This is a genomic window from Streptomyces sp. NPDC049585 (assembly GCF_040675615.1).
GTDB classification, from domain to species: Bacteria; Actinomycetota; Actinomycetes; order Streptomycetales; family Streptomycetaceae; genus Streptomyces; species Streptomyces luteosporeus.
The window spans coordinates 178,419-205,211 of sequence record NZ_JBFAPE010000001.1; the positions used below are offsets into that span (position 1 = coordinate 178,419).

A 26,793-nucleotide genomic window follows, 5' to 3' on the forward strand; every position below is an offset into this window, starting at 1 on the left:
GAATGAGCCACGCCGTCGAAGCCGTCGATGCCGCCGCCAGCGCCCTCCACCAGGGCACCTGGACCCCCGCCGACCTCGAACTGAGTCTCGCCCGGGACTTCCTGGCCCACCGCGACGCCCTGGACCCCCGCCTCCTTCCGGCCATGCCGCCCTCCCCCTCGCCCCAGGGCTGGGTGACCCAGCACGTGCTGTGGCTGGAGGACGTCGCCCAGCTCGCCGACGCCTTCCTGACCGGCTGGCGCCCCTGGCTCGCCGACGGCCACATGGTGGCCCTCCTCACCGCCTACGCCACCCTGGCCCGCACGGCCACCCCCCTGGCCGCCCGCCTCGCCCAGGACTGGGCCACCGAATGGCAGGCACCCCCGACCCAGGAACAGACCACCTGGTGGGAGGACTGGCACCTCCCCCAGGAACAACGCCGCGAACTCGACGCCCTGACCGACCGCCTCGTCATGACGGGCGCGGTCATGGTCATGGCCCTCAACCACGCGGGGGGCGCGGGGCGTTAGCGCTCACGCCGTGACGGTGAGCTCGACGTCCAGGACGACGCCGTCGGCGGTGGCGAGCCGCAGGACGTACGTGCCCGGTTGCCCGTCGGCATGGATCACCGGCAGACCGATCACGCCGTCGGCGCCGGGCGGCGGCAGCACGAGGGTGCGGACGGCCTTGCCCGAGGCGTCCGTGAAGTACGGGCCGAGGGTGTTCTCGGCTGCGTTCTCCTTGCTCGTGAGGAAGGTGGCGGTGAGCACGGTGCCGCGGGCGGCCTGCCCGTAGCGGGTGGCTGCAACCCGCAGGCCCTCGGCGAAGGTGCCGTTCGCCGGTGCTGTGAGGGCCTGTTCACCGACCCGTGCCAGGGTGTTGGCGGTGGCAGTGGCGGACAGCCCGGCGTTCACCCGGAACGTCACCTCCTTCCCGGCGGTGCCGGCCGTGACGAGGAAGCCGCCCGGCCGGTCACCGACCCGCAGCCGCGGCGCGACGGCGATGCCCTGGGCGTCGGTGGTGACGGTGACGGTCGTGGCGTCACCGTGTCCCGGGAACCGGGCATCCGTGACGGCGCCGACGATCTCGAAGGTGACGCCGGCTCCGGCGACGGCGTCACCGCGCGCATTGCTCGCCCGGACGCGCGCGACCTGGTCGAGGTCCTGGCCGGTCTCGGCGTCGCGGCTCTGCTCCCCGAGAGGAACGAGACGGGTGACGGTACGAGCGTCGGGCTCGGGCGTCGGCTTCGGCGTCGGCAGGGGCTTGGGCTTGGGTTTGGGCTTGGGCTCGGGCTCGGGCTGCGGCTTGTCCACGGATGCGGTGACCGCCGCGGTGCGTACGGCCACACGGGTGGGAGCCCCGGACCGCCCGTCCGCCGGATCGGGGTGGTGCGGAACCGCCGGGGTGTCGTCGGGGAGAGCGGTGACCTTGCCCCCCTGGTACGTCCGCATCCACTGCAGGACGGCGTTGACGTACTCCCGCGAGTTGTTGTAACTGAGGATCGCCTTGTCGAGGTCGGCAGGATCCGTGAGGTTCCGGTCGCCCGCGCAGAGGTACCGGGCGGTGCCGAGGGCGGCGTCGTAGATGTTGTTGGGGTCCTCGACCCCGTCACCGTTGCCGTCGGCGCCCCAGGTGCCCCAGGTGGAGGGGATGAACTGGGTGGGTCCGACGGCACGGTCGTACTCTGTGTCCCCGTCCCAGCGCCCGCCGTCGGTGTCGCCGATGAGCGCGAACTGCTTCCCGTCCAGCCGCGGACCCCGGATCGGCCGCTCCGTCGACCCGTCGGTGCGCAGCCCGTAACCGGAGGCGTGCACGGACTCCACCCGCCCGATCCCGGCGACCAGCTCCCACGGGATGCGGCACCCCGGCTGGCTCGCGGCCAGCGCCTGGGCGGCCTTCTTGTACGCATCGAGCGCGGTGGCCGGAATGCCGGCCTCACCACCGGCGGACATTCCGGATCCAGCGGGCTTGCGCAGGTCGGGCAGCGCAAGGTCGGGCACCCCCCTCGAGGGTGCGGCCTGCGCGCTGTCCGGCCCGGGCGCGGCCGGCCGGGCGTCGGCGGTGAGCGGCCCCGCCCCGGCGGCCGTCGTCAACGACGCGGCGAGCGCGGCCCCGCACAGCCCCCGGCGGGCACGGCGGGTGAGGAGGAAGGCGGGGGCGAGCTTCACCGGTAGGAACTTCATGGGGGTGCGATGTCCTGGGATTGCTGGTGAACGGGCTGCGGGGCCGGCACTCGGGTGTGCCGGCCCCACGGGACGGATCAGCGCTTGAGGCCGCTGTTCCAGACCTTCACGGGAGCGTTGAAGCCGCTTCCGTTGCTGGTGAAGGTCCACAGTCCGGTCGACGTACGGCCGTCGGTGCCCTGCCCGTAGTCGTACGTGACGCTGATGTCGGCCTTGCCGTCACCGTTGAAGTCACCGGCGGCGAGCTCGCTCGCGTCCCAGGTCCAGCTGTCGACCGAGGTGCCGCTCTCCCAGACCTTGCGCGGGTCGGAGAAGCCGTCCTTGGTGCCGGAGAAGACCCACAGGCCGGTCTTGTTCCTGCCGGAGACCGGGCCGTAGTTGTAGAGAACGGCGATGTCGGCCTTGCGGTCACCGTCGAAGTCACCGGCCACGACCTTGCTGGCCTCCCAGCTCCAGCTGCGGCCCTCCCAGGTCAGGCTGTTCCAGACCTTGCGGTGCTCGACGAAGCCGTTGCTGTTGTCGGCGATGAGCCACAGCGCCGTCTCGTTGCGGCTGTCCGAGGTCGTGCCGTTGCCGTAGAGGACGGCAATATCGCTCTTGCCGTCGCCGTTGAAGTCACCGGCGACCATCTTGCTGCTGTTCCAGTTCCAGCTGGTCGAGCCGCTCTCCCACGCCTTGCGGGGCTCGGCGAAGCCGCTGCCGGTGCTGGTGAAGGTCAGCAGGCCGCTTTCGTTGCGGGATCCGCTCTTGCCGTAGTTGTAGAGGACGGCGATGTCGCTCTTGCCGTCGCCGTCGAAGTCGCCGGCGGCGATCTTGCTGGCGTCCCAGTTCCAGCTCTTCCAGGCGCTGGAACCGCTCTCCCAGGCCCTCACGGGAGCGTTGAAGCCGTTCCCGTTGCTGGTGAAGGTGAACAGACCGGTCCGGTTGAGGCCGTCGGCGGTCCTGCCGTAGTTGTACAGGGCTCCGATGTCGGTCTTCCCGTCACCGTTGAAGTCACCGGACGTCAGCTTGACGGCGTCCCACCGCCAGCTGTCGGAGCCGGTGTCCCACACGGCGCGCGGCTCCTGGAAGCCCTCGCCGGTGGCGGTGTGGACCCACAGTGCCGCCCGGCCCCGGCCGTCCTTCGACGGACCGTAGTCGGTCAGCATGGCGACGTCGGCCTTGCCGTCGCCGTCGAAGTCGCCGGTGGTCGTCGTGTAGCGCTTCGGCAGACCACGCACCTGCTGGACCCAGAAGGCGACGTCGTCGACCCGGCTCGCGACGGCGCCCTTGCGGGTCTCGCCCTCGTTGCCGAAGCAGCCGCCCTGCCAGGAGGTGCTGCTGACGGCCACCAGCTCCTGGCGTCCGTCGCGCTCCCGGAGCACCGGCCCGCCGGTGTCGCCCTTGCAGACGGCCCCGTCCTTGCCGGTGATGTCGAGGCCCGTGCTCTTCACGGCATCGACGCCGAAGGCACCCGAGTGCACGCGGTCCGGCACCCACTCGTCCTTCGTACGGCCGTAGCCGGCGGCCCGCAGGACGTCTCCCTTGGCGGGAGCGGCGGTGGCCAGTGGCGCGGGCTCGACGTCGGCGACGGGGGCGGCGAGCCGTGCCATGACGAGGTCGCGATCGTCCCGCGGGACGAGCTCGACGACGTCCCGTACCTGCCCGGCCTCGGTGGCGAGGTCCGTCCGGCCGACGGTCGCCCGGGTCTTCAGCTGGGGCGCGCCCGCGGCGACCTTGCCGGCCGGCTGCGCGGTGTCGGTGAAGCAGCTGCCGGCGGTCAGCACCCACTGCTCGTCCACGAGCGTGCCGGTGCAGGCACGCAGGCCTTCGCCGATGTCGAGCTTGACGGTGGAAACGTGCTGGCCGTCCTTGGCCACGTCGCCGATGACGGCGTGTGCGGGGGCCGTGCCCAGTGCGCCGGCCGCGACGACAGCGGTGAGGAAGCCGGCTGCCCACGCTGCGCGCGGACGAGTGCGGTTCATGTGTCTTTCCTTGAGAGTCACCGATCCGGTCGCCGCCGCGGGGGGGGCGGCGGCGACCGGAGGCATGAGGGAATGCCGGGCTCAGCCGACGAGCTGGACCTCGCCGTGCGTACCGTCTGCGTCGATACCCGGGTAGTAGCTGACGTTGCCGTCGTTCCACCCGATGAGGAGGTCGTCGGGAGCCTTGCCGGGGGCGGTGAAGGAACCCACCGTCAGCGTGCGGGTGTTCTTCCACGCGGAACCGACGGGCCGGACGGTGATCCGGCTGCCGTGGTACCCGGCGGTGTCGACACCCGGGAAGAGCTGCGCCTGGCCGTCGTTCCAGCGGATGAGGAGGTCGGCGGTCTTCTTGCCGGTGAACTCACCGGCGGCGATGGACACGGCGTTCTTCCAGCCGTTGTCCGCCTTCGTCAGCTGGCTCTCCTTCTTGACCCCGTTGACATCGGTGTCGGAGTACATCGACGTGGAGCCGTCCTCCCACAGCACGAGCAGGTCGTCGCGCAGGGCGTTGGAGGTGAAACGACCGGCCGTGATGAGACGGGCGTTCTTCCACGAGTCGCTGCGGGCGAGGGTCTTCTCGTCGTGGACACCCTTCTCGTCGACGTGGGTGTACGTCGAGAGCTTGCCGCTGGCCCAGCGCACGGTGATGCCGTCGGAACCGCTCTCGGTGAACCGGCCACCGGTGACGGCGCGGGCGTCCCGCCAGTAACTGCCCTTGTCGGCAATCTTGTACTCGGCGGAGAAAGGCTGCTTCGGGTCGTCGTGGTCGGCACCCTGGAAGAGCGTGGCCTCGCCGTCCTGCCAGACGACGAACAGGTCCATGCGGCGCTTGCCGTCGTGAGAGTCGCCGGTGAAGTAGCCGGACGCGGTGTGAGCGGCGTACTTCCAGTTCGAGCGCGACAGCAGCGTACGGGAGGAGACGGACTGCACCCACCCGGCAATGTCGTCGACCCGCGCCTCGACGGCACCCTTGCGCGTCTCGTCCTCATTGCCGAAACAGCCGCCCTGCCAGGAGGTGCTGTTGACCCCGACGAGCTCGTAACGGCCCCCGACCTCACGGAAGGCGGGCCCACCGGTGTCGCCCTTGCACAGCACGGCGTCCTCGGCCTTGCCAGTGAGGCCGAGCGAAGTGTCCTTGACCGCACCCGCAGTGAACTTCGCGTAGTGCAGGTTGTCCGGCACCCACTCGCTCTTGGTACGGCCGTAACCGGCCGCCCACAGCTCTTCACCGGCCAGCGGGGCGCTGAAGCCCAGGCTTGCGGGAGCCACGCCGGTGACCGGCTTGTCCAGCTTCGCCATTACCAGGTCGCGGTCCTCGCGCGGGACGAGTTCCACGACATCGGCCACCACCCCGGAATCCCGCGTCAGGTCCGCACGGCCGATCACGGCGGTGGTCTTCAGCTTCGGCGCGCCCGCGGCAACCTTGAAGCCCTTGGCGGGATCGTCGGCGAAGCAGCTGGCCGCGGTGACCAGCCACTGCTTCTCGACCAGTGTGGCCGAGCAGCTGCGCTCACCGCCGATGTCGAGCTTCGCGACGAAGGGGAACGAGCCGTCCTTGGCGCTCGGGCCCGCGACGGCGCTCGCCGGAGCGGCGGTCAGCAGACCGGTTCCGACAGCGGTCGCGAGAAGCCCTGCGGACCACGCGGCACGCGTACGGCTGACAGGCATGTCTCTTCTTTTCTTTCTCGGTTCGGGGGTGGCCGAAGGCCTACGGGACGCCAAAGGACTGGCTCTCCGGAATTTCTGCTGGTCAGCCGGTGACACGGAGCTCGACCAGGGTGGTGGCCTTACCGGGCGGGGAGCCCCCCTCGCCGACGCCCTTGTACCCGTTCTTCGGCACGTCGACGGTCTCCGTCCTGCCGTCGGCGGTGAGCTTGGCCCGGATCGCGTAGTCCTCGGTCGTGAGGTAGAAGGCCTTGGGGACCTCAAGGGTCAGATAGCCGGACTTGCCGTTACCGGTGACCTTGAAGCAGTACTGGCCTTCTTCGTTCTGGCGCGTCATCACCACGATGTCCTGAGAAGCGGCACAGTCGGCCAGGAGGATGTGCCCGTCACCCTTGCGGAGAGCGATCCCCTTCTCCTTCAAGATCTTTTCTGCATTCGGGTACTCGAAGGTCTCCACCGCCGAGGGCGGAGTGGCCTCATCGGCCGGCGTGGGGGCCGCGGAAGCAGTACTGACCGAGACTGCGACAGCAGTAGCAGTGACCGTACCGACGGCCCCGGCGATCAGCATTCCGCGCGCGCGAGATATCACAGGGATTCCTCTCCGGATTGTGCAGGTGGCAGCAATGCCGCCAGTAATGATCAGTTAAAGGACCAGTCAAGACGCTATCACCACGAACGGACCGCAAGGCGATGAGGGGGCATCAACCCGGCCCCCCGGGCGCACTGTCGCAACACTCCCTCCCCTTTACCAAGGGGAGGGAGTGTCATGATCGCGTCATTTCCTGCCCAGAATTCTGACTCTCCATCAGAAGGGTGCTTGCATCTTGAAACAAGATGGCAATGGTGGAGATCGGCAAGGTTATGCTCACCCCGCCGAACATGGCATCGGACAGCCAGTGGGATGAGAAAGGCTTTTTGGTGAGAGGAACCGTCTACGCAACCTGGGCGAGAGGGGTGCGGTCGCGCGGCATACGTGCGTTGTCCGCAGGTGTACTACCTCTGGCGCTCGTCGCCGGCATCATGGGTGCCAATCCCGCTCATGCGGTGGAATCATGGGACGACGACGAGCCCATCAATCCCATTCCGGCCACCGATCGTGGCCGAGTGGTCCAGCTCTGGATGGATGGCGGGCCGAGCGTCAAGGCCGCGGCGGAGGCCGCGCTCCTGGGATCGGACGCCGACCTGCGACGCTTCCTGGAGAGCGAGCAGGAAATCGCCGAGCGCCACGACGATCGGGTCACCGCGGTTCAGCTGCATTCCATGGGCGGCCAAGGGGTCCGTGAAGCTGCCCAGAAGGCACTGGCCGGCACACATGACGACCTGCGAAAGTTCCTCAAGGACGGCTGGAAGAAGCCGCTCGAGCAGGACCAGCGCGTCCAGGTCGCCCAACTCGTCAGCGCCGGCGGCCCCGGAGTGCAGGAGGCCGGCAATGCTGCGCTGAAGGGCACCGTCGAGGACGTCAGGAAGTTCCTCGACAAGGGTCAGCACACCGCTCGTCAGGCGGACAACCGCGTCCGCGTCGTCCAGATCTTGAGCAGCGGCGGGTCGGCGACCAAGGAGGCCGCGCGACTCGCCCTGAAGGGGACTCCTGACGACATCCAGGAGTTCCTGAATGTGGGCCAGTACATCGCCCGTTCGCGGGATCAGGAACGTGCGACCGTCTCCCAGCTGGCCGAGCAGGCCAAGGAAGCGGGCGCCCAGGCCAAGCGGGAGACCATCGCCGCGAGGGCCGCCTCGGACCGCGCGGTGGCCGCTGCCCAGCTGGCCAAGGAAGCCGCTCAGAAGGCGGCGAAGGAGACGGAGGAGGCCCGCAAGGACGCCAACCGGGCGGCGAGTGCGGCCGGCCGCGCCGCGACGGCTGCAAAGGAAGCGGCCGACGCGGCGCAGGAAGCCATCAGCGCGGCTCGCGCGGCCAATCAGTCGGCTCGGGTGGCGGCTGCCGCCGCCGAGCAGGCCGCCGCAGCGGCGGCGGGTGCCGCCCAGGCCGCAGCCCGGGCACGGGGGGCCGCCGCCGACGCGGCCGTGGACGCGGGCAACGCCTCGGCCGCACGGCGCGCCGCCGAGGATGCGCGCAAGGCCGCTCAGGCCGCCGACGACTCGGGAATCGCCGCCGGTCACGCGATGGACGCTTCCCGGCAGGCCGCGGCCGCGGCGAAGGCCGCGGCCGGCGCCGGCAGCAACGCCGACGCTGCTGCCAGCGCGGCGGACGAGGCCAACACCCTCGCCGACGCCGCCGGAGCCCACTCGGCCGAGGCGGCTGCCGCCGCGGCCGCGGCTCACCGCCACGCCCGCGAGGCGACCCGCGCGGCGAACGCCGCGGCGGCTCTGGCCGAGGAATCCGCACAGGCTGCGCAGGAGGCCCAGACCTGGGCTCGTTCGGCGGCCGGCCACGCACGGAAGGCTGCCGACGCTGCCGAAGAGGCGGCCAAGCACGCCGGGGAGGCGGCCAAGGCCGCCGATCAGGCCAAGGAGCACGCCAAGGCCGCCAAGGAGGCGGCCGACATCGCAACCGGTGCGGTGAAGAAGGCTCGGGACGTCCACGACCTCGCCCGCAAGATCGAGGCCGAGCAGCTCAACGCCCGTACCAACGCGGCCGTCGAGAAGGCCAAGGACCTCAAGGCCGAGAACGACCGGCGCAAGGCGGAGATGGCCGGCAAGGCCAAGGACGCACAAGCCCTGGAGGACGAAGCCGCACGGCTCGCCGCCGAGGCCGCCAAGCCGGGGACCGATGCCAAGGAAGTGATCTCCAAGGGGCGCCGGCTGGCCCTTCTGACAGCGCGGACCTCCGGTCCCTGGAGCCAAACCGCAGCAGAGGTCGCGCTCGCGAGCTCGGACGACGCCATGCGTGACTACGTGCGCGCCGGCTGGAAGCAGGCTGCTGATCAGGACGGCCGGTCGCGTACGGCACGGATCGCCGAGGACGGCCTGTCGGACAAGGTCAAGCAGGAGGCCAAGAAGGCACTCGACGGCGGTCCCGAGCAGATCGTCGATTTCCTTCTCAACGGCCAGCACAAGGCAGCAGCCATCGAATACCGCGTACGTGCGGCACAGATCTCCAGCGCCGGCGGGCCGGGTGTGCAGGAAGCCGCACAGGCCGCCCTGAAGTCGGGGTCGCCCGACAAGCTCCTCGCCTTCCTCGACGAGGGACAGTTCGTCGCTCGGGAGGCCGACGAGCGAGTACGTGCCGCTCAGCTGGTCAGCAGCGGCGGCCCGGAGCTCCAGGCCGCCGCCCGCATAGCCCTCGCAGGCCCGCCGCAGCTGCTGCACGACTTCCTTCAGCGGGGCCAGTACATGGCCAAGCGCAAGGACCAGCTGGCGGCAACCCATGTCGCCCAGGTTCAGAGCCTCATCGCCGAGGCCGCGGCAGCCGCGGCGACCGCGCAGCAGAACGCGGCACAGGCACAGGAAGCCGCCCTTCGCGCCGCCAAGGCGGCGGACGAGGCGGACAAGTACGCCAAGCAGGCGAAGGCCTCCGCCGAGGAAGCCGACAAGTACGCCAAGCAGGCCGCACAGTCCGCCAAGGACGCCGCGGCCTCCGCCGCCCAGGCGGCCGAGTCGGCCAAGCAGGCGCGCCAGGCCGAGGCCGACGCCCACCAGGCGGCTCTCGACGCCGACAACGCCGCCGCTCGCGCGGAATCCTCCGCCGTCTCGGCCCGCGGTTCGGCCGCCGAGGCCTACGCCGCCGCCAGCCAGGCCCGCGCCTCGGCCGAGCAGGCGGGCAAGGACTCCGCCGCGGCGTCCCAGGCCTCGAGCGATGCCTGGTACGCGCACGCCGTCCTGCAGGAGAAGGAAAGGCGGAAGGCATGGGAGGACTTCGAGAACCAGGAGCTGTCAAGCCTTCTTCAAGGGATGGAGGACGGTCTCCGGGCCGCGCTGAAGAAGGATGAGCGCAGCGGCTGGGACAAGTTCTGGAGCACGGACAACTGGCTCGAACACCTCCAGAAGGGGCTCGACTGGGTCGGCCTGGTACCGGGTGTCGGCGAACCGTTCGACATCGCCAACTGCGGGATCTACGGGGCGCGGGGCAAGGGCACCGAAGCGACACTGACCTGCAGTGCGGCGATTCCCTTCTACGGGTGGTGGGCCACGGGAGCCAAGTGGGCTCTCAAGGACGCGAAGAACGGCAAGAAGGGCGCCGAGACGCTCGAGGCCTTCCTGAAGGCGAACCGCGAGGCCGGTAGGCCGGCCGAGGTGTGGGCCACTCCCAAGAACGCCAAGCGGGGCAACCGTTTCCAGCAGGCCGTCGAGCACTGGCGCAAGCACGGAGGTGAGTTCCCGGAGCTGAACGGCGCAAAGGACTACGTGACGAAGGCCCACAGCTACCGCCAGGCCATAGACCCGGATGTCCCCCCGGCGGGGTTCCGTGTGTTCGTCCGCCAGAAGGACTCCGACATCACAGGGTGGGCCGTGTACGAAGAAAAGACGAACACTCTCACCACGTTCGACAACAAGGGCCTACCGATTACCATGCACAAGCCCAAGCCATTCGACAAGGAGACCAATCCGAGCGGATACAAGGGCACCCTTGAAGAGCATTTGAAATCTCAGGGAAAGTACGAGAAGGGGCACTGATGAGTGCCCGGTCATGAGGACGACCATGGACAGCACGGACGACTTCGAAGACGTATGCCGGGTCTGCGGCTACTCCGACGGTACGCCCTTCCGAGAGGACGGATGGTCCGTCGGCACGATCTGCCACTGCTGTGGCACCGAGGCCGGGATCGGGGACGACGACATCGACCAGGTCCGCGCGATTCGCGAGCACTGGCTACGCCATGGCGCGCAGTGGTGGCAGCCGAAGTCCAAACCGGAGGGCTGGGACCCGCAGAAGCAGCTGGCCGATCTGCCTCCTGAATGGCGCTGACAAAGCCTGCCTATGACAAACAGTGCCCGGGCTCGCAGGCAACTGCCTACGAGCCCGGCTCGGTTTCGCCATCGATACCACATACGTATCGATACCCCATGCACAACATCGCATTTGATCTACAGATAAAAGAGAGTGTGTTTCCTGTGAAGTTGGCTCGTGTTTCCACGGCCGTTGTTGCCGCAGCGCTCGCTCCGGCCGTTCTGTTCTCCTCCCCCGCCGTGGCTGCCGATGGGGGTAAGGAGGCCGGGGTTTCCGTGCCGGACACGGGGGCCGAGGCCAAGCAGGCCGAAGAGGACAAGGCCGCGATCCTGAAGATCCTGGCCGAGCCGAACATCGGTCGTGGGCTCAAGGCGGCGGCGGAGAAGGCGCTCAGTGGTGGGCCCGAGGGGATGCGGGCCTTCCTTGTCACCGGGCAGTACAAGGCCCGGGACGAGGACAACCGTGTGGCCATCCTGCGGATTCTCGGGACGGGCAAGGACATCGGGCCGGGTGTCCGGGAAGCCGCCGAGAAGGCGATGAACGGGACGGCCGAGGACCGGGTGGCGTTCCTGGAGAGCGGGTATCAGCGGGCGCGGGTCGCGGACGATCGGGTGCGGGCCGTTCAGGTTCTGAGCGCCGGTGGGCCTGCCGTGCGGGAGGCCGCGAAGAAGGCGCTCAAGGGGACGCCCGAGGACGTGCGGCGCTTCCTCGAAGTGGGGCAGTACGAGGCGCGCGCCAAGGACGAGGCCGCTGCGAAGGCCGCCAAGGAAGCGCAGGAGAAGGAGAAGAAGGAGAAGGACAAGGCGAAGGAGAAGGAGGCGGGCGCGAGCGGTCGCAAGGACGGTGGGTCGGCCACCGGTGGCAGCACGGCCGCTCCGGTGGTCGACGGCGCCGGTAGGAAGCAGGACACCGGCACCAAGGCGGCGCCCGCCGGCGGCGGGGAGATGGCCGCCACCGGTGCCGGGGCCGCGCTTCCGTGGGCCGTCGGGGGCAGTGCCGTCGCCCTCGCCGCCGGTGCGGGGATGCTCGTGGTGGCGCGTCAGCGACGTCGGGGCTGAGCAGCCGCGGCGGCGATCGGCAGGGTTGCCAGGGCCAGTACGCCGCCGCCGGCCGCCAGGGCCGGATAGCCCGCGGTCGCGACGACCAGGCCCGAGAGCAGGCCGCCGGTGCTGCCGGCGATGGCCATGCCCACATCGGCCAGGCCCTGGACAAAGGCGCGGGCGGTCAGCGGTACGGCGTCGGTGACGACGGCCGTACCGCTGACCAGGGCCAGGTTCCAGCCCAGGCCCAGCAGGGCGAGGGCCACGGCGAGGGCCGGGACACGGTCCGGTGGGGCCAGGGCGGCGAGCAGCCCGGCGGCCGCCAGGACGACCCCGGAGGCGGCCGCCACCCGCAGGCTGCCGACGCGGTCGACCAGCAGCCCCGACAACGGGGACGGCAGGAACATCGCCGCCACGTGCACCGCGATGACCAGGCCCGCCGCCTGGGTGCCGTGCCCGTGGCCGGTCATGTGGACGGGCGTCATCGCCATGACGGCGACCATCACGAGCTGGCCGGTGATCATCACCGCGGTGCCCGTGACGACGCCCGGGGCCAGGACGCGTGCCGTCGCCTGCTCGCCTGCCGGCCGGGGCGTCAATTCCCTTGCTCTCAGCAGCGGGTCCGGGCGCAGCAGGACGGCCAGGACGATGCCGGCCGCGGCGTAGGCGGCCGCTGCCAGGAGGAAGGGGCCGGTCAGGCGGTGCAGGCCCCAGGCGTGGGCCACCTCGCCGGTGACGCCGGCCAGGTTGGGGCCGACGACCGCGCCGAAGGTCGTGGCGAGCAGGATCGTGCTGACCGCGCGCCCGCGCCGGGCCGGTGCCGCGAGGTCGGCGCCGGCGTAGCGGGCGAGGAGGTTGGTGGCGGTGCCGGCGCCGTAGACGAACAGGGCGGTGAAGAGCAGGACCGCGCTGCGGGCGCTCGCCGCGGCCACGACGCCCAGGCTGCCGGCGGCCGCCGTGGCGTGGCCGAGGGCCAGGCCCGGGCGGCGGCCCAGGCGCTGGGACAGCCGGCCGATGGCCATCGCGCCGAGGGCCGCGCCGGCGGTGTAGAGCGCGGTGGGCAGGCCGGCGGGGCCGGCCGAGCCGAGCAGGTCCTCGGCGAGCAGGGCTCCGACGGTGATGCCGGCGGCCAGGCCCGCGCCGCTGAGCACCTGGGAGATCACCAGGACGGCGAGGATGCGCCGCTGCTCGGGGGCTTCGGCCTGCCGGGCGGTCACGCGGCCGCGAGCGGTGCGAGGGCGGAGATCTGCGCGAGCGTCATGTCCATCCGCTCGTGGAGAAAGCGCACGACGGTCCAGTGCGGCAGTGCTCCTTCGTCGAAGGGGCCGAACTCCGCGCAGTACAGGGGTATCCAGCGCAGTGCTTCCTCGATCGCCTGCTCGCGGTCGCCGTCTCCGTTGCCGGTGTGGGTCTCGTAGGCGACGCTGCGGTGGTGGATGAGGAAACGTCCCGGCAGGCGCTTCTCGCACAGTTCGCGGTATTCGCGGGTCTGCAGGATCAGGTAGTGCCAGATCTCGTCGATCTCCTGCTCGACCGGCAGGAAGAGCCCGCCGAGCCGCTCGCGGTGGCGGGAGACGAGGTAGAGGTAGCGCAGGCACTCCAGGACCTGGCGTTCGGCGTACGTCCGCTCGTGCCCCGTCCGGTGGACGACGTACCGCACCGCTTCCTCATGAAGCTCCTCGCCGAGCAGGGCGCGGAGGTCGGCGGGGCTCGTGTGCCGGGGTGTGCTCATGGGGCGTCCTGTCCTGCGTCGGTGGCGAGCCAGGCGTACTTGCCGGACGCGCCGATGGGGATGTGGGTGCGGTGCACGAGCGAGCAGCGCCGTCCGGTCAGGTCGGCCACGGACCGTTCCAGGGCCGCGGCCCGGGGAGCGTCCAGCGGTCGGCCGTCGAACGTCGTGTACGCCAGCCGGCAGTCGGTTTCGCCCGTGAGCTGCAGCTGGTGGAGGAACACGCGGTCCGACACCGCCGCGACGCGGTCGTCGAGGTCGGCGTGCGCCACCGGGCCGTGCGGGGTGGCGAGCAGTTCCTTCTCCCGGCCGCAGAAGGCGGCGATGCGCCCGGGGTCGGGTGTGCCGTCGAGCGTGCGGACGCAGTCGCCGGAGCGGTAGCGCACGAGCGGCATGTACGGGTTGCGGACGCTGGTGACGATGAGGCTGTGGATGGAGCTGCCGGGTGCGACGGGGATCAGCTCGACGCTCATGTCGTCGAGGTAGGGCCGGTACCGGCCGTGCCGGTCGCTGTAGTAGAGGTAGCCGAGTTCGGTGCTGCCGAAGAGGTCGATGACCGGGCAGTCGAAGTACGCGCGCAGGTGGCGGCGTACGTTGCGCGGTGCGTACTCGTAGGCGTGGATGATGCTGGACGGCCGCGGCAGCGCGTCCTGCAGTCCCCATTGCTCGACCTTCTGCACGAGGTGGGCGAGGTGGTGGGCCGAGCAGTCGAGGTGGTAGCCGCCGTGGGGGTGGGCCGCGCTGACGGCCCGCACCTCGGCGAGCATCCGCTCGACGTCGGCGCGGTCCCACCGGGCGGGGTCGAGGCGGAGGTTGAGGTAGAGCGTGCGGTCGTCCAGCCACCGCTGGTCCAGCGGCGGGACGGGCTCGGGCGCGGCGCCCCGCCGGGCGGCGTTGACCCGCGCCACGTGTTCCGTGGCCAGGACGGTGGTCAGGGAGACGCGCCGGCAGCCCTCGTGCCACGTCCAGCCGATGTCGGGGTGCTCGCTCCACAGCCGGTAGTAGGAGTGCAGCAGGAAGTACGGGGGCCGGATGAGCTGCATCCGGGCGTGGTTGGTGCCCGTGGAGAGCACGAACTCCGCCTCGCCGGCCTCCAGGGCCCGCGCCAGCTGCGGCGTCATCCAGTTGTCGGGGAATCCGCGCGCTATCTCGGGCTTCTCCAGGATGGGGAAGTGTCCTCGGTCGACCGAGGCGCGGTAGACCGGGATGTCCCGCACGCGGTCGACGATGTCGGGCGACGGCTGACCGTTCATGGCGTTCCTTGCCACCTTCCGGGGCGGGGACGGTGGAGCGGGCCGTCGGGGCGCCGTGGCCCCGGCGGCCCGCTCCGGTCGTTGTGGGGGCCGGTTCAGGAGATGCAGCCGGTCTTGCCGGCGACGCTGATGCAGCCGGCCTTCGGGGCGGCACTGATGCAGCCGTCCTTCGCGCCCTGGGCGGAGTTGGCGGCCACCCAGCCCTTCCAGACCTCGTCCTGCGCCATCTTCTTGATCAGCTGCTCCATGGAGAACCTCCGGATTGGTCAAGAATGCAATGAATGCAAGGAATGCGGCGAATACAGCGATGCGCTTGCTTATGTACCGCCGCACCGAAGGTAAAGGCCTGGCCAATGGAGTGTCAATGAACTGCCATGCGATACGAGCCGCCCAAGTGCCCCTTAACTCACCGGGGTTGGGCATGGCGGAGCCGCCCGCCGGCCTCGTGCCGACGGGCAGCCCTCACTGAGCGCCTACGCCTGGGAGACGGGCTCCCTCAGCAACACCGGCTCGATACCGATGTCGTTGTGACGGACGGACCAGTTCTCCAGAGCCGTGCGGCAGGCGTGGTCCAGATGGCGCACCGCCGACAGGTCCAGCTCGATGGGGCGGTCCTTGGGCAGCGCCTCCAGCGTCTCCAGGATGCGCGGCAGCCGCAGGAACGTGGCGTTCCCGGTGAGGGTGACCACCGTCCGGCCGCCGGTGAGCTCCCGGACGTCGACCTGGACGTGCGAGGTCTCCCAGGCGGACTTCGCCACGGCCAGCACCAGACCGAGGACGACGCCCTCGAACATGCTGGTCGTCACGATGGCGATCGCCGTGACGGCGAGGACGGCCGCCTCACCGCGGTGCTTGCGCCACAGCGGGCCGATCTCCTTGACCGGTATCAGCTTGCACCCCGCGTGCACCAGGACGCCGGCCAGGGCCGCGAGCGGGATGATCCCGATCGCCGTGGGCAGCAGCGCGGTGAACAGCAGCAGCCAGGCGCCGTGCAGGACGCGGGAGAGCTTCGTCCGCGCGCCGGCCTGGACGTTGGCGGAGCTGCGGACGATGACGGCGGTCATCGGCAGGGCCCCGAGCGCGCCGCACACCGCGTTGCCCAGGCCCTGGGCGATCAGCTCCTTGTCGTACTGGGTGCGCGGGCCGTCGTGCATGCGGTCGACCGCCGCCGCGCTGAACAGCGACTCGGCGGAGGCGATGAGCGTGAAGGCGACGACCGTGCCGACGACGCCGGCGCTGCCGAGGGAGGTCAGGTCGTTCAGGCCGGGCGGCTGGACGGCGTCGAGGAGCCCTTGGACCTTGACCTTGGCGACGTCGAGGCCGAAGCCCGCGCTGACGGCGGTGGCCAGGGCGACGGCCGCGAGCGGGGCGGGCACCACCTGGGCCTTGGCCGGCAGCTTCTTCCAGCCGACGAGAACGGCGATGGTGCCCAGGCCCACGGCGAAGGCGGTCAGCGCGGTGCTGCTGGTGGCGATGTCGGCGGCCAGCCCGGGAATGCCGAAGATCTTCTCGAGCCCGGAGCGCGGCTGTTTGACGCCGGCCATGGTGTACAGCTGGCCGAAGATCAGGACGAGCCCGATGCCGGCCAGCATGCCCTGGACGACCGAGACGGAGATGGCCCGGAACCAGCGGCCGAACCGCACGGCGCCCAGCCCTATCTGCAGCACGCCGGTGAGCAGCACGATCGCGCCGAGCATGCCGAGACCGAACTCCCGGACGGCCTCGAAGACGAGCACGGTCAGGCCCGCGGCCGGCCCGCTGACCTGCATGGTGCTGCCCGGCATCAGGCCGACGAGGAGCCCGCCGACTATGCCGGTTATGAGGCCCAGTTCGGCGGGCACGCCCGATGCCACGGCCACGCCGACGCACAGCGGCAGGGCCACGAGGAAGACGACGAGCGAGGCCAGGACGTCCTGACGCAGGACCGCCGGGTTCCTGAAAGCGGAGAAGGCGGAGGAGAAGCTGGAGGAAGGAGAGGAGGTGGAGGAGGTGGAGGAGGTGGAGGAGGAAGCGGAGAACATGGGTGAGGATCCCTCGGTCTTCGTGTCGGGCCGGGTCACAGGGGTCCGAACGCCAGGAGGCCCTCCTCGGGCCGGTGCACTCTCACCGCACCCGTGTGCACTTCGTAGTACCAGGCGTGCAGCGCCAGGTCGCCGTCCGCCATCCGCTCGCCGATGCAGGGGTAGGCGCTCAGCGTCTCCAACTGCGCGACGGCATGGGCCTGTACGGCGGTGGCGACGTCCGGTGCGTCCGGGACGACCGTACGGACCGGGGCGTGCGGCGGCACCGAGCGGTCGAGCCACTCGCGCACGGCCGGGACGCCGGAGAGGTCCTCGCCGCGGACGACGGCTCCCACCGCGCCGCAGTGGGAGTGTCCGCAGACGACGACGTCGCGGACGCCGAGGACGCTCACGGCGTACTCGATGGTGGCCGCCTCCCCCGTGGACCCGCCGCTGGTGGGGTAGGGGGGAACGACGTTGCCGGCGGTGCGCAGTTCGAACAGCTCGCCGGGGCGTGCGCCGGTGATGAGCGCGGGCACCACGCGCGAATCGGAGCACGTGATGAAGAGGACCTCCGGGGACTGCCCCGCTTCCAGGGCCCGGAAGGCCTCGGCGTACCGGGGGTCGGCCACGTGGGTGGTCGCGAAGGACCGGGCCTTGTCGATCAGTGACTTCATGATGGGCCTGCCTCCTGCGCCACTGCGGCTCTTCGCCGGGGCGCGGTGTGGTCGGGTCGGATCAAGAGCTTGCTGCGACCAGCACTTTACCAGTGCATTACCCCAGGAGGGGAGATAAAAGTTCTTGTCAAATCCTGGACAAGAGTTGACAGTTGACGATCACTTGGTCCAGTCCATTGCGGCGAGGCAACCCGGGATGCAACGGAAGACGTCATTCCGCCGACGGTCGTCGTCCCGATATGCGGAAGAGGGGTGACGCCGGGCAGGAGCTCCCCTAGATTTCCAGCGCATTACACATGTGATCGCACCCAGGGACGGAGCCACTGATGTCGGAACCCCCCGAGCAACAAGCCGGACGACCGGTTGCCCATACGGCCGCGGACGGCCCGCGCACGCGCGCGGTCGCCTCCCCGGCGCCCCTGATCGTCGCCGGGATCTGCCTGGCCATCCCCTTCGTGGCCATGCTGTGGGTCGACTCCTACGCCCGCGTCTCCCCGGCGTTCATCGGTATTCCCTTTTTCTACTGGTACCAGATGTTGTGGGTGCTCATCGCGACACTGCTGACCGCGATCGCCTATGTCCTCGTTCGCCGTCGCGAACGCCTGCTCAAGGGAGGTGAATCGAAGTGAAGGAAGGGGTCAACGGTGTGGCACTGGCCGTCTTCGTCTTCTTCTTCCTGGCCGTGACGGTCATGGGCTTCTGGGCCGCGCGATGGCGAAAGGCGGAGAGCGCCGACAGCCTCGACGAGTGGGGCCTGGGCGGCCGTTCCTTCGGTACCTGGATCACCTGGTTCCTGCTGGGCGGCGACCTCTACACGGCCTATACCTTCGTCGCCGTCCCGGCCGCCGTCTATGCGGGCGGAGCGGCCGGATTCTTCGCCGTGCCGTACACCATCCTCTGTTATCCGCTCGTCTTCACCTTCCTGCCGCGCCTGTGGTCGGTCTCGCACCGGCACGGCTACGTCACCTCCTCGGACTTCGTCCGGGGCCGGTTCGGTTCCCGCGGCCTGTCCCTCGCCCTGGCCGTCACCGGCATCCTGGCCACCATGCCGTACATCGCACTGCAACTGGTGGGAATCCAGGCAGTACTGGACGTACTGGGCGTGGGCGGCGGCGAGAACGCCAACTGGTTCGTCAAGGACCTGCCGCTGCTGATCGCCTTCGGTGTCCTGGCCGCCTACACCTACTCCTCCGGGCTGCGTGCGCCGGCGCTGATCGCGTTCGTCAAGGACGCCCTCATCTACATCGTCATCGCGGTCGCGATCATCTACATCCCGATGCGGCTCGGCGGCTTCGACGAGATCTTCGCCAAGGCGGCCAAGGCGTTCGCGACCGAGAATCCGGCCACCGGCAAACCGCGCGGTGCGCTCGTCACCGGATCCAATGCGCAGTGGGCGTACGCGACCCTCGCCCTCGGCTCCGCCATGGCCCTCTTCCTCTACCCGCACTCGGTGACCGCGGTGCTCTCCAGCAAGAACCGCAACGTCATCCGCCGCAACACCACCATCCTGCCGCTGTATTCCCTCATGCTCGGCCTGCTGGCCATGCTCGGCTTCATGGCGATCGCCGCCGGGGTGAAGGTGAGCAACGGGCAGCTGGCGATCCCCCAGCTGTTCGAGGACATGTTCCCCGACTGGTTCACGGGCGTGGCGTTCGCCGCCATCGGCATCGGGGCGCTGGTGCCGGCGGCGATCATGTCGATCGCGGCGGCGAACCTGTTCACCCGCAACATCTACAAGGACTTCCTGAAGCCGGACGCCACGCCCGAGCACGAGGCGAAGGTGTCCAAGATCGCATCCCTGCTGGTCAAGGTCGGCGCCCTCGCCTTCGTGCTGACCATGGACAAAACGGTCGCCATCAACTTCCAGCTGCTCGGTGGCATCTGGATCCTGCAGACCGTGCCCGCGCTGGTGGGCGGGCTCTTCACGCGCTGGTTCCACCGCTGGGGCCTGCTGGCGGGGTGGGCCGCAGGCATGGCGTACGGGACGTGGCGGGCATATGCGACGCCCAGCGCCACCCAGGACCATTTCGGCAATACCAACCTCATTCCGCTCATCGGGGAGAAGGGGTACATCGGCCTGACGGCGTTCGTGGTCAACGTGCTGGTGGCGGTGGTCGCCACGGTCGTCCTGCGGGCGGTGGGGGCGCCGGACGGGGTCGACCTCACGCGGCCGTCGGACTACACGGCCGATGCGGGGGATCCCGGCGTCCAGGAGAAGCTGCCGCCGGCCACGGTGGAGGCGCCTGCGGCGGGCTGAGCCCCGCCCGCCGGGAAACTCCACCGGAAGACTCCGTCAAGAGACCACCAAGAGCCGGACGGGCTGCGGCGCAGCCCGTCCGGCTCTTGCCTGCAAGGACGCCGCCTCTACCACATTCCGCAACCACCTCATGACGCGCCGACACAACATGTGGGGGCGCGTGCGAGGCCCGGCACTAGATGTATGCTCGTCCTCGCTGTCGCCGCAGGGGAATCCGGTGCAAATCCGGAACTGTCCCGCAACGGTGAACGAGTGCGCACAAACACCGCACCACCAGTCCGAGGACCTGCCGGCAGCGCGCCCACCACCGAGCCCGTCCCGGGCTCGGCTATGGGCGTTGAACACGTCCGGGCCTCGCGGGTTGGGCCGGCGGACGCTGCGCGGCACGCTCCCGAGCTCCGAGTCGGACGTGCCCGTACGCGACCGTCGCGCGCACCCGCCCGGCCACCACAGCCGAGCGAGGAGAGCCACTCGTGACCATCGCGCCCGCAGATCCGGTTGCAGGTCCCGTCTCAGCGAACGCGGAAGCGGCCGACGGCCCCGGGACCGCGCTGCTGCGTGCCCTGACGGACCTCACCGCCGATCTGCCCGCCACCGACCCGGGCAAGGTCGCCGCCGCCGCGCTGCGCGGCCGCAGCGCCGCGGCGGACGAGGCGGAGCTGCGCTCCCTCGCCACCGAGGCGGCCGCCGGCCTGATCGCCGAGGAGCCGGAGTACTCCAAGCTCGCCGCCCGCCTGCTCACCCACGCCATCGCCGAGGAGGCGGCCGGCCAGGGCGCCACCTCCTTCTCCGCCTCGGTCGCCGTGGGCCACCGCGAGGGCCTCATCGCCGACGACACGGCCGCGTTCGTCGCCACCCACGCCGCGCGCCTGGACGCGCTCGTGGACGCGGCCCTGGCCGACGGCGCCGACGACCGCTTCGGCTACTTCGGCCTGCGCACCCTGCACAGCCGTTACCTGCTGCGCCACCCGATCCACCGCGACGTGATCGAGACGCCGCAGCACTTCCTGCTGCGCGTGGCCTGCGGCCTGGCCGAGGACCACAGCGAGCGGGCCCTGGAGGACGTGGCGGCGCTGTACCGGCTCACCAGCACGCTGTCGTACCTCCCCTCCTCCCCCACGCTCTTCAACTCCGGCACCCGCCACCCGCAGATGTCGTCCTGCTACCTGCTGGACTCCCCGCTGGACGAGCTGGACTCGATCTACGACCGCTACCACCAGGTCGCCCGGCTCTCCAAGCACGCCGGCGGCATCGGCCTGTCGTACTCGCGCATCCGCTCCCGCGGCTCGCTCATCCGCGGCACCAACGGCCACTCCAACGGCATCGTGCCGTTCCTGCGCACCCTGGACGCCTCCGTCGCCGCGGTGAACCAGGGCGGCCGCCGCAAGGGCGCCGCCTGCGTGTACCTGGAGACCTGGCACGCGGACATCGAGGAGTTCCTGGAGCTGCGCGACAACACCGGTGAGGAGGCCCGCCGCACCCACAACCTGAACATCGCGCACTGGATCCCGGACGAGTTCATGCGCCGCGTCGAGGCCGACGCCGACTGGTCGCTGTTCTCCCCGGCCGACACGCCCGACCTGGTCGACCTGTACGGCGACGAGTTCGACGCCGCCTACCGCCGCTACGAGGCCGAGGGCAAGGCCGTCCGCACCATCCCCGCGCGCGTGCTGTACGCCCGGATGATGCGCACCCTGGCGCAGACCGGCAACGGCTGGATGACGTTCAAGGACGCCGCCAACCGCACGGCCAACCAGACGGCCGAGAAGGGCGCGGTCGTCCACTCCTCGAACCTGTGCACCGAGATCCTCGAGGTCACGAACGACGGCGAGACGGCGGTCTGCAACCTCGGTTCGGTCAACCTGGCGCAGCACCTGGGCGCCGACGGCGACATGGACTGGGAGAAGCTCGACGCGACCGTCCGCACGGCCGTCACCTTCCTCGACCGTGTCGTGGACATCAACTTCTACCCGACCGAGCAGGCCGGCCGCTCCAACAGCCGCTGGCGCCCGGTGGGCCTGGGCCTGATGGGTCTGCAGGACGTCTTCTTCCGCCTGCGCCTGCCCTTCGACTCGGCCGAGGCGAAGGAGCTGTCCACCAAGATCTCCGAGCGGATCATGCTCGCCGCGTACGAGGCGTCCGCCGACCTCGCCGAGCGGCACGGCCCGCACCCGGCCTGGGAGGCCACCCGCACCGCCCGCGGCGTGCTGCACCCGGACCACTACCCCAACGCCGTCGCCGCGTGGCAGGACCGCTGGGAGGCGCTGCGCGCCCGCATCGCCGCGGTCGGCATGCGCAACTCGCTGCTGCTGGCCATCGCGCCGACGGCCACCATCGCCTCCATCGCGGGCGTGTACGAGTGCATCGAGCCGCAGGTGTCGAACCTGTTCAAGCGCGAGACGCTCTCGGGTGAGTTCCTGCAGGTCAACACCTACCTGGTGAACGACCTCAAGGAGCTGGGCGTGTGGGACCGCGCCACCCGCGAGGCCATGACCGAGGCCAACGGCTCCATCCAGGACATGAAGTGGATCCCGCAGGAAGTCCGCGACCTGTACCGCACGGCCTGGGAGATCCCGCAGCGCGCCCTGATCGACATGGCCGCGGCCCGTACGCCGTACCTGGACCAGAGCCAGTCGCTGAACCTGTTCATGGCCTCGCCGACCATCGGCAAGCTCAGCTCGATGTACGCGTACGCCTGGAAGCAGGGCATCAAGACGACGTACTACCTGCGCTCCCGCCCGGCCACCCGCATCGCCCGCGCCGCCTCCGGCGCGAGCGCCGGTGCCGCCACGACCATCCCCGTGCAGCAGGCCGCGCCCGACGCGGACGCCATCGCCTGCTCCCTCGAAAACCCCGAGTCCTGCGAGGCCTGCCAGTAATGACCACGGCATCCGACCGCCCCAAGAACCTGCTCGACCCGGGCTTCGAGCTGACCCTGCGCCCCATGCGGTACCCGGACTTCTACGACCGCTACCGCGACGCGATCAAGAACACCTGGACCGTCGAGGAGGTCGACCTCCACTCGGACGTCGCCGACCTCGCCAAGCTGTCCCCGGGTGAGCAGCACATGATCGGCCGCCTGGTCGCCTTCTTCGCGACCGGCGACTCGATCGTGGCGAACAACCTCGTGCTGACGCTGTACAAGCACATCAACTCGCCCGAGGCGCGCCTGTACCTGTCGCGGCAGCTGTTCGAGGAGGCCGTGCACGTCCAGTTCTATCTGACGCTGCTCGACACCTACCTGCCCGACCCGGACGACCGCGCCGCCGCCTTCGCGGCCGTGGAGAACATCCCCTCCATCCGCGAGAAGGCGCAGTTCTGCTTCAAGTGGATCAACGAGGTCGAGAAGCTGGAGAGCCTGCAGACGAAGGCCGACCGCCGTCGCTTCCTGCTCAACCTCATCTGCTTCGCGGCGTGCATCGAGGGCCTGTTCTTCTACGGCGCCTTCGCCTACGTCTACTGGTTCCGCAGCCGCGGCCTGCTGCACGGCCTGGCGACCGGCACCAACTGGGTCTTCCGCGACGAGTCCATGCACATGGACTTCGCGTTCTCCGTCGTGGACACCGTCCGCGAGGAGGAGCCGGACCTCTTCGACGACGAGCTCCAGCAGCAGGTCACCGACATGCTCAAGGAGGCCGTCGAGTGCGAGCTGCAGTTCGCCCGCGACCTGTGCGGTGACGGCCTGCCCGGCATGAACACCGACTCCATGCGCGAGTACCTGCAGTGCGTCGCCGACCAGCGCCTGCAGCGCCTGGGCTTCCCCCCGGTGTTCGGCTCGGAGAACCCGTTCTCCTTCATGGAGCTGCAGAACGTCCAGGAGCTGACCAACTTCTTCGAGCGCCGCGCCTCCGCGTACCAGGTGGCGGTCGAGGGCTCGGTCTCCTTCGACGACGAGTTCTAGTCGCACGACGAAAGGGCCCGTACGGAGCGATCCGTACGGGCCCTTTCGCGTGCTGCAGAAGATCAGTCGTTGGGGACGACCGGGTAGCGCGGGGTGCCCTCGGCCATCTGGCGAAGGGCGTCCTTGCGCTCGCGCTTGGAGAGGCGGTCGATGTAGAGGCGGCCGTAGAGGTGGTCCGTCTCGTGCTGCAGGCAGCGGGCGAAGTAGCCGGTGCCCTCGACGGCGATCGCGTTGCCGTGCATGTCCTGGCCGCGCACGACGGCGTAGTCGGGGCGGGCCAGCGGGGCGTACGCCGTGGGAACGGACAGGCAGCCCTCGTTGGAGTCGTCCAGGACGCGGCGCTCGGCCGGCAGTTCGTCCAGGACGGGGTTGACGACGTGGCCGACGTGGCGGACGCCCTCGTCGTCGGGGCAGTCGTAGACGAAGACCTTCAGGTCCACGCCGATCTGGTTGGCGGCCAGGCCCACGCCCTCGGCGGTGCGCTGGCTGGCGAACATGTCGTCGATGAGCCGGGCGAGCTCGTCGTCGAACTCGGTGACGTCCTTGCACTCGTTGTGCAGGACGGGGTTGCCGACGACCGTGATCGGGCGCGAGGTGCCGCGCTCGCGGTGCTCCGCCTCACGCTTCTCGGCGTCCGTCACGTCGTCGATGAACTCTCCGGTCGCCCGGTGTTCGGTCTCTTGCTGCGCCATGTCCGCCGTATGCCTCTCTCACAACCAGAAAGCAATATCTTGCCCTGAATCCACTGGGCCTCATACAGGGTAAGGGGGCGGGGCGACGGCTCAGCAGACCTCTTCGAGATCACGCCATTCGCGGGTGTCCGGGCTGTCGGCCACCCAGCCGTCCAGCAGGCCGCGCACCAGGCCGGGCGGGGCGGCGATGCCGCACTCGCGCTCGGGCACCCACAGCGACCCGGATCCGGAGCCCGCCGTGCGGTGGCCCAGCGGGCCGGGGTGGCCGGGCTCGCTGTGGTCGTGCGGGTCGAGGTGCTCGCCGTCGCCCTCGTCGCTGGGCATCCGGCTCTCCGAACAGGTACGGCACAGCAGGCGCACGGAGGAGGACCAGTCCTCGGCGGCGAAGCCGGCGTCGGCCGCGAGGCGCTCCAGGGCGTCGCGGTCGGCCTCGGTGGCGGCCTCCAGCAGCACCACCCACGTCGGCACGGGCGAGGGCGCCCACAGCTCGATCTCGTCGAAGACGGGGTAGGAGGGCCCGGCGGCGGTCACCCGCTCGCCGTGCGGGACGCCGTCGTGCAGCACGACCTCGCCCCAGCGGCGGCCGGAGGACGGCAGCGGGATGGAGAGCACCTCGATGCGGGCCGGGTCCAGGCGGCGGCCCCAGACGACCTCCGCCTCGCCCTCCGGGGAGAGCCGCACGGCCGCGCTGCCCAGCTCCATGCCGGCCGGCTCCCCGGCCGGGCCGCCCTCGCCGGGCACCTTCAGGCCGTACGCCTGCCAGGCGCGCCGGGCCAGCGGCCAGTCCTGCAGGGCGGTGGCGGCGATGCCCACGTTCCACCAGTCGGGGGCGCCCGTCTCCCGCTCCAGCAGCGCCACCGCACGCAGGCCCGCGGCGCGGGCCTGTTCCCAGTCGTGCCGGAACTTGTGCAGCAGCGCGAGGTTGAACCACGACTCGGACAGCCACGGCTCCATGTCGGCGGCGCGGGTGAGCAGCGCACCCGCGTCCTCGTAACGGCCGTCGCCGATGAGCGTGAAGGCACGGTCGGTGGCCTGCCGCCACGAGGCGGAAGGCCGGTGCCGCACCCTGCCGAAGATCCTCACGATTCCCGCCTGCCGGTTTGTGCGTGCAACCACGCCGGATGGACCGGGTGGGGGCCGCCGTCCCGCACGGGGACCGCCCGCCACACCGCGTGCGTACCGGGGAGCGCTGCCGTGCCCGCCCCGGATGTCCTCTTGGCCTTCTTGCCGATGACGGCGCGCACGACACCCCCCGATTTACGCGTCTTCTGCGTTCTCGCCATTCTCGCTTCTTCTTCGCATCCAACCATGCCCCTCCGGACGCCCGCTCATTACCCGCGGGTTCGGCGGGCCAGTCGCGTTCGGCGGTGCGCTCAGGGGCCCGGCGGCGCGGAATCGCCCCGGGCGAGCACCCCGGCGAGCGCCTCCACGACCCTGGGTTCGTGGTCGTGCGCGGTCGCCAGGCGCAGGCGCTCCAGCGCGCGCAGCGGGCCGCACGCGGGGTCCCTGGCCAGGTCGTCGTAGGCGTTGGCGGTACGGACGATGCGCGCCGGGAGCGGCTGCTGCCGGTACGGCTCCGCCTGCTGTTCGACCACCAGTGCGACCTCGGGGGGTACGCCGGTCCTGCGCACGACCGCGCCCCCGAGCCGGGCGATGCGGCGGCGTTCCTCGGCGGGCAGCGGCTCGGTGGCGCCGGCGGGCACCGGGTCGACCAGCGAGAGCTGGCCGATGTCGTGCATCAGCGCCGCGTCCTCCAGGACGGCGAGGTCGGCCCGGGACAGGCCCAGCTCCCGGCCCACGGCCCGGGCCAGGACGGCCACGCGCCGGGCATGGCCGGCGGCCGTGTAGCCCGCGATCTCGGTCGTGCGGGCCAGGGAGGCGACCGTCTGCCGGCGGGTGGCCCACACCGCCTCGTAGCGGTGCGCGCAGAGCTGGGTGACCAGCAGCGGCAGGCACAGGACGGGCAGCGCCCACAGGCCGGCCGCCGCCACGGCCAGCGCGAGGACGACGCCGCTGGCCCCGATGGCCCAGCCGGTCCCGGGCACGGCGCGCAGTTCCTCGCGCAGGGCGGCCCCGTACGCCCCCGCGCCGCGGGCGCACGCCAGGGCGGCGGCGAGCACGGCGTCGTACAGGGTGGTCAGGCCGAGCAGGACCAGCAGGAACAGCGCGTAGTACGGGCTGTGCGCGGGCCACCGGTCGAGCGCCCCGCAGGCGTGCAGCGGCTGGAAGCAGACGGCGGCGAACCCGGCGCCGAGCACCCGGCGGGCGAGCCGGTCCGCGGCGGGCGGGCGGCCGACCGCACCGGCGAGGGTGGCGCCGAGGACGACGGCCACGACCTGGGGCGCGCCGTGCGAGGTGGGCTCCCCGCCCACCTCGCCGAGCAGGGCGTAGGCCAGGGTGCCCGCCGAGCCGAGGGGCGCGGTCTCGCGTATCCCGGCGGCGGGGCGGGGGCGCCGGGCGGCCTCCCCGAGCGCGATCAGCACCCCGTAGGCGAGGGCGACGTGCGGCTGCGCGAGACCGCGCCAGGCGGTCCAGGCCAGCGCGGCCACGGCGGCCGCGCCGGCGGTGGCGTGCACGCACCGGACGAGGGGCACGCCGGCGCAGGCC

The 26,793-nt window shown here is 70.7% G+C and carries 21 protein-coding genes and 1 riboswitch; of the genes, 8 read left to right on the plus strand and 13 right to left on the minus strand.

The window, feature by feature from the left end; translation table 11 throughout:
- Window positions 1–2: 2 nt before the first annotated feature.
- Window positions 3–509 carry a hypothetical protein gene (locus AB0K17_RS00850; protein WP_365981672.1) on the plus strand — a complete coding sequence of 169 codons (507 nt, stop codon included), beginning with the start codon at window positions 3–5 and terminating at the stop codon, window positions 507–509.
- Between the two features lie 3 nt (window positions 510–512).
- Here the strand turns inward: AB0K17_RS00850 and AB0K17_RS00855 are convergent, their stop codons facing one another.
- The 4 genes from AB0K17_RS00855 to AB0K17_RS00870 form a co-directional block, all read right to left on the minus strand.
- On the minus strand, window positions 513–2,162 hold the full coding sequence (locus AB0K17_RS00855) for a lytic transglycosylase domain-containing protein (protein WP_365981673.1): 1,650 nt from the start codon (window positions 2,160–2,162) through the stop codon (window positions 513–515).
- Between the two features lie 77 nt (window positions 2,163–2,239).
- Complete coding sequence (locus AB0K17_RS00860) at window positions 2,240–4,126, minus strand: FG-GAP-like repeat-containing protein (RefSeq protein ID WP_365981674.1); 1,887 nt, start codon at window positions 4,124–4,126, stop codon at window positions 2,240–2,242.
- Window positions 4,127–4,207: 81 nt separating this feature from the next.
- Entirely contained in the window at window positions 4,208–5,794 is a 1,587-nt protein-coding gene (locus AB0K17_RS00865) for a trypsin-like serine protease (RefSeq protein ID WP_365981675.1), read from the minus strand.
- A gap of 82 nt (window positions 5,795–5,876) precedes the next feature.
- Window positions 5,877–6,128: a hypothetical protein gene (locus AB0K17_RS00870; RefSeq protein ID WP_365981676.1), complete on the minus strand. Its 252-nt coding sequence runs from the start codon at window positions 6,126–6,128 to the stop codon at window positions 5,877–5,879.
- 503 nt (window positions 6,129–6,631) lie between these two features.
- On the opposite strand from AB0K17_RS00870, the gene AB0K17_RS00875 reads away from it, so the two are divergent.
- From AB0K17_RS00875 to AB0K17_RS00885, 3 genes are all read left to right on the plus strand, one after another.
- Entirely contained in the window at window positions 6,632–10,363 is a 3,732-nt protein-coding gene (locus AB0K17_RS00875) for an ALF repeat-containing protein (protein WP_365981677.1), read from the plus strand.
- Between the two features lie 25 nt (window positions 10,364–10,388).
- Entirely contained in the window at window positions 10,389–10,655 is a 267-nt protein-coding gene (locus AB0K17_RS00880; RefSeq protein WP_365981678.1) for a hypothetical protein, read from the plus strand.
- Between the two features lie 98 nt (window positions 10,656–10,753).
- Window positions 10,754–11,695, plus strand: a complete 942-nt coding sequence (locus tag AB0K17_RS00885; RefSeq protein WP_365981679.1) for an ALF repeat-containing protein — start codon at window positions 10,754–10,756, stop codon at window positions 11,693–11,695.
- Here AB0K17_RS00885 and AB0K17_RS00890 read toward each other — a convergent pair.
- From AB0K17_RS00890 to AB0K17_RS00915, 6 genes are all read right to left on the minus strand, one after another.
- Window positions 11,677–12,894, minus strand: a complete 1,218-nt coding sequence (locus AB0K17_RS00890; RefSeq protein ID WP_365981680.1) for an MFS transporter — start codon at window positions 12,892–12,894, stop codon at window positions 11,677–11,679. The two genes, AB0K17_RS00885 and AB0K17_RS00890, sit on opposite strands and share 19 nt — an antisense overlap.
- Window positions 12,891–13,409, minus strand: coding sequence for a hypothetical protein (locus AB0K17_RS00895; protein WP_365981681.1), 519 nt, complete (start codon window positions 13,407–13,409; stop codon window positions 12,891–12,893). Before AB0K17_RS00895 ends, AB0K17_RS00890 begins: the two co-directional genes overlap by 4 nt.
- The gene (locus AB0K17_RS00900) at window positions 13,406–14,659 is read right to left on the minus strand and encodes a hypothetical protein (RefSeq protein ID WP_365981682.1); all 1,254 of its coding nucleotides are present in this window, start codon (window positions 14,657–14,659) and stop codon (window positions 13,406–13,408) included. The genes AB0K17_RS00895 and AB0K17_RS00900 overlap by 4 nt, the downstream gene beginning before the upstream one ends.
- A gap of 95 nt (window positions 14,660–14,754) precedes the next feature.
- Window positions 14,755–14,907 (minus strand): hypothetical protein, encoded by a 153-nt coding sequence (locus tag AB0K17_RS00905; protein ID WP_344438144.1) that lies wholly within the window; start codon window positions 14,905–14,907, stop codon window positions 14,755–14,757.
- 225 nt (window positions 14,908–15,132) lie between these two features.
- Window positions 15,133–16,680, minus strand: a complete 1,548-nt coding sequence (locus AB0K17_RS00910) for a SulP family inorganic anion transporter (RefSeq protein ID WP_365981683.1) — start codon at window positions 16,678–16,680, stop codon at window positions 15,133–15,135.
- A gap of 35 nt (window positions 16,681–16,715) precedes the next feature.
- A complete protein-coding gene (locus AB0K17_RS00915) occupies window positions 16,716–17,336 on the minus strand; it encodes a carbonic anhydrase (protein ID WP_365965304.1) in 621 nt (206 codons plus the stop codon).
- Between the two features lie 326 nt (window positions 17,337–17,662).
- Here AB0K17_RS00915 and AB0K17_RS00920 point away from each other — a divergent pair, with 326 nt between their 5' ends.
- The 4 genes from AB0K17_RS00920 to AB0K17_RS00935 all read left to right on the plus strand — a co-directional run bounded on the left by AB0K17_RS00920 (window position 17,663) and on the right by AB0K17_RS00935 (window position 23,494).
- Complete coding sequence (locus AB0K17_RS00920) at window positions 17,663–17,965, plus strand: DUF3311 domain-containing protein (protein ID WP_365965305.1); 303 nt, start codon at window positions 17,663–17,665, stop codon at window positions 17,963–17,965.
- Window positions 17,962–19,593 (plus strand): monocarboxylate uptake permease MctP, encoded by a 1,632-nt coding sequence (mctP, locus tag AB0K17_RS00925; protein ID WP_365965306.1) that lies wholly within the window; start codon window positions 17,962–17,964, stop codon window positions 19,591–19,593. Before AB0K17_RS00920 ends, mctP begins: the two co-directional genes overlap by 4 nt.
- Window positions 19,594–19,763: 170 nt before the next feature.
- Window positions 19,764–19,902: riboswitch (cobalamin riboswitch) on the plus strand.
- A gap of 164 nt (window positions 19,903–20,066) precedes the next feature.
- Window positions 20,067–22,472, plus strand: a complete 2,406-nt coding sequence (locus AB0K17_RS00930) for a ribonucleoside-diphosphate reductase subunit alpha (RefSeq protein WP_365965307.1) — start codon at window positions 20,067–20,069, stop codon at window positions 22,470–22,472.
- Window positions 22,472–23,494: a ribonucleotide-diphosphate reductase subunit beta gene (locus AB0K17_RS00935; protein WP_365965308.1), complete on the plus strand. Its 1,023-nt coding sequence runs from the start codon at window positions 22,472–22,474 to the stop codon at window positions 23,492–23,494. The genes AB0K17_RS00930 and AB0K17_RS00935 overlap by 1 nt, the downstream gene beginning before the upstream one ends.
- Window positions 23,495–23,556: 62 nt before the next feature.
- Here the strand turns inward: AB0K17_RS00935 and def are convergent, their stop codons facing one another.
- The 3 genes from def to AB0K17_RS00950 form a co-directional block, all read right to left on the minus strand.
- On the minus strand, window positions 23,557–24,186 hold the full coding sequence (gene def / locus AB0K17_RS00940; protein ID WP_365965309.1) for a peptide deformylase: 630 nt from the start codon (window positions 24,184–24,186) through the stop codon (window positions 23,557–23,559).
- A gap of 90 nt (window positions 24,187–24,276) precedes the next feature.
- Entirely contained in the window at window positions 24,277–25,269 is a 993-nt protein-coding gene (locus tag AB0K17_RS00945; RefSeq protein ID WP_344438157.1) for a hypothetical protein, read from the minus strand.
- Window positions 25,270–25,559: 290 nt separating this feature from the next.
- Window positions 25,560–26,762, minus strand: coding sequence for an HD domain-containing protein (locus tag AB0K17_RS00950; protein WP_365965310.1), 1,203 nt, complete (start codon window positions 26,760–26,762; stop codon window positions 25,560–25,562).
- Window positions 26,763–26,793: the final 31 nt, after the last annotated feature.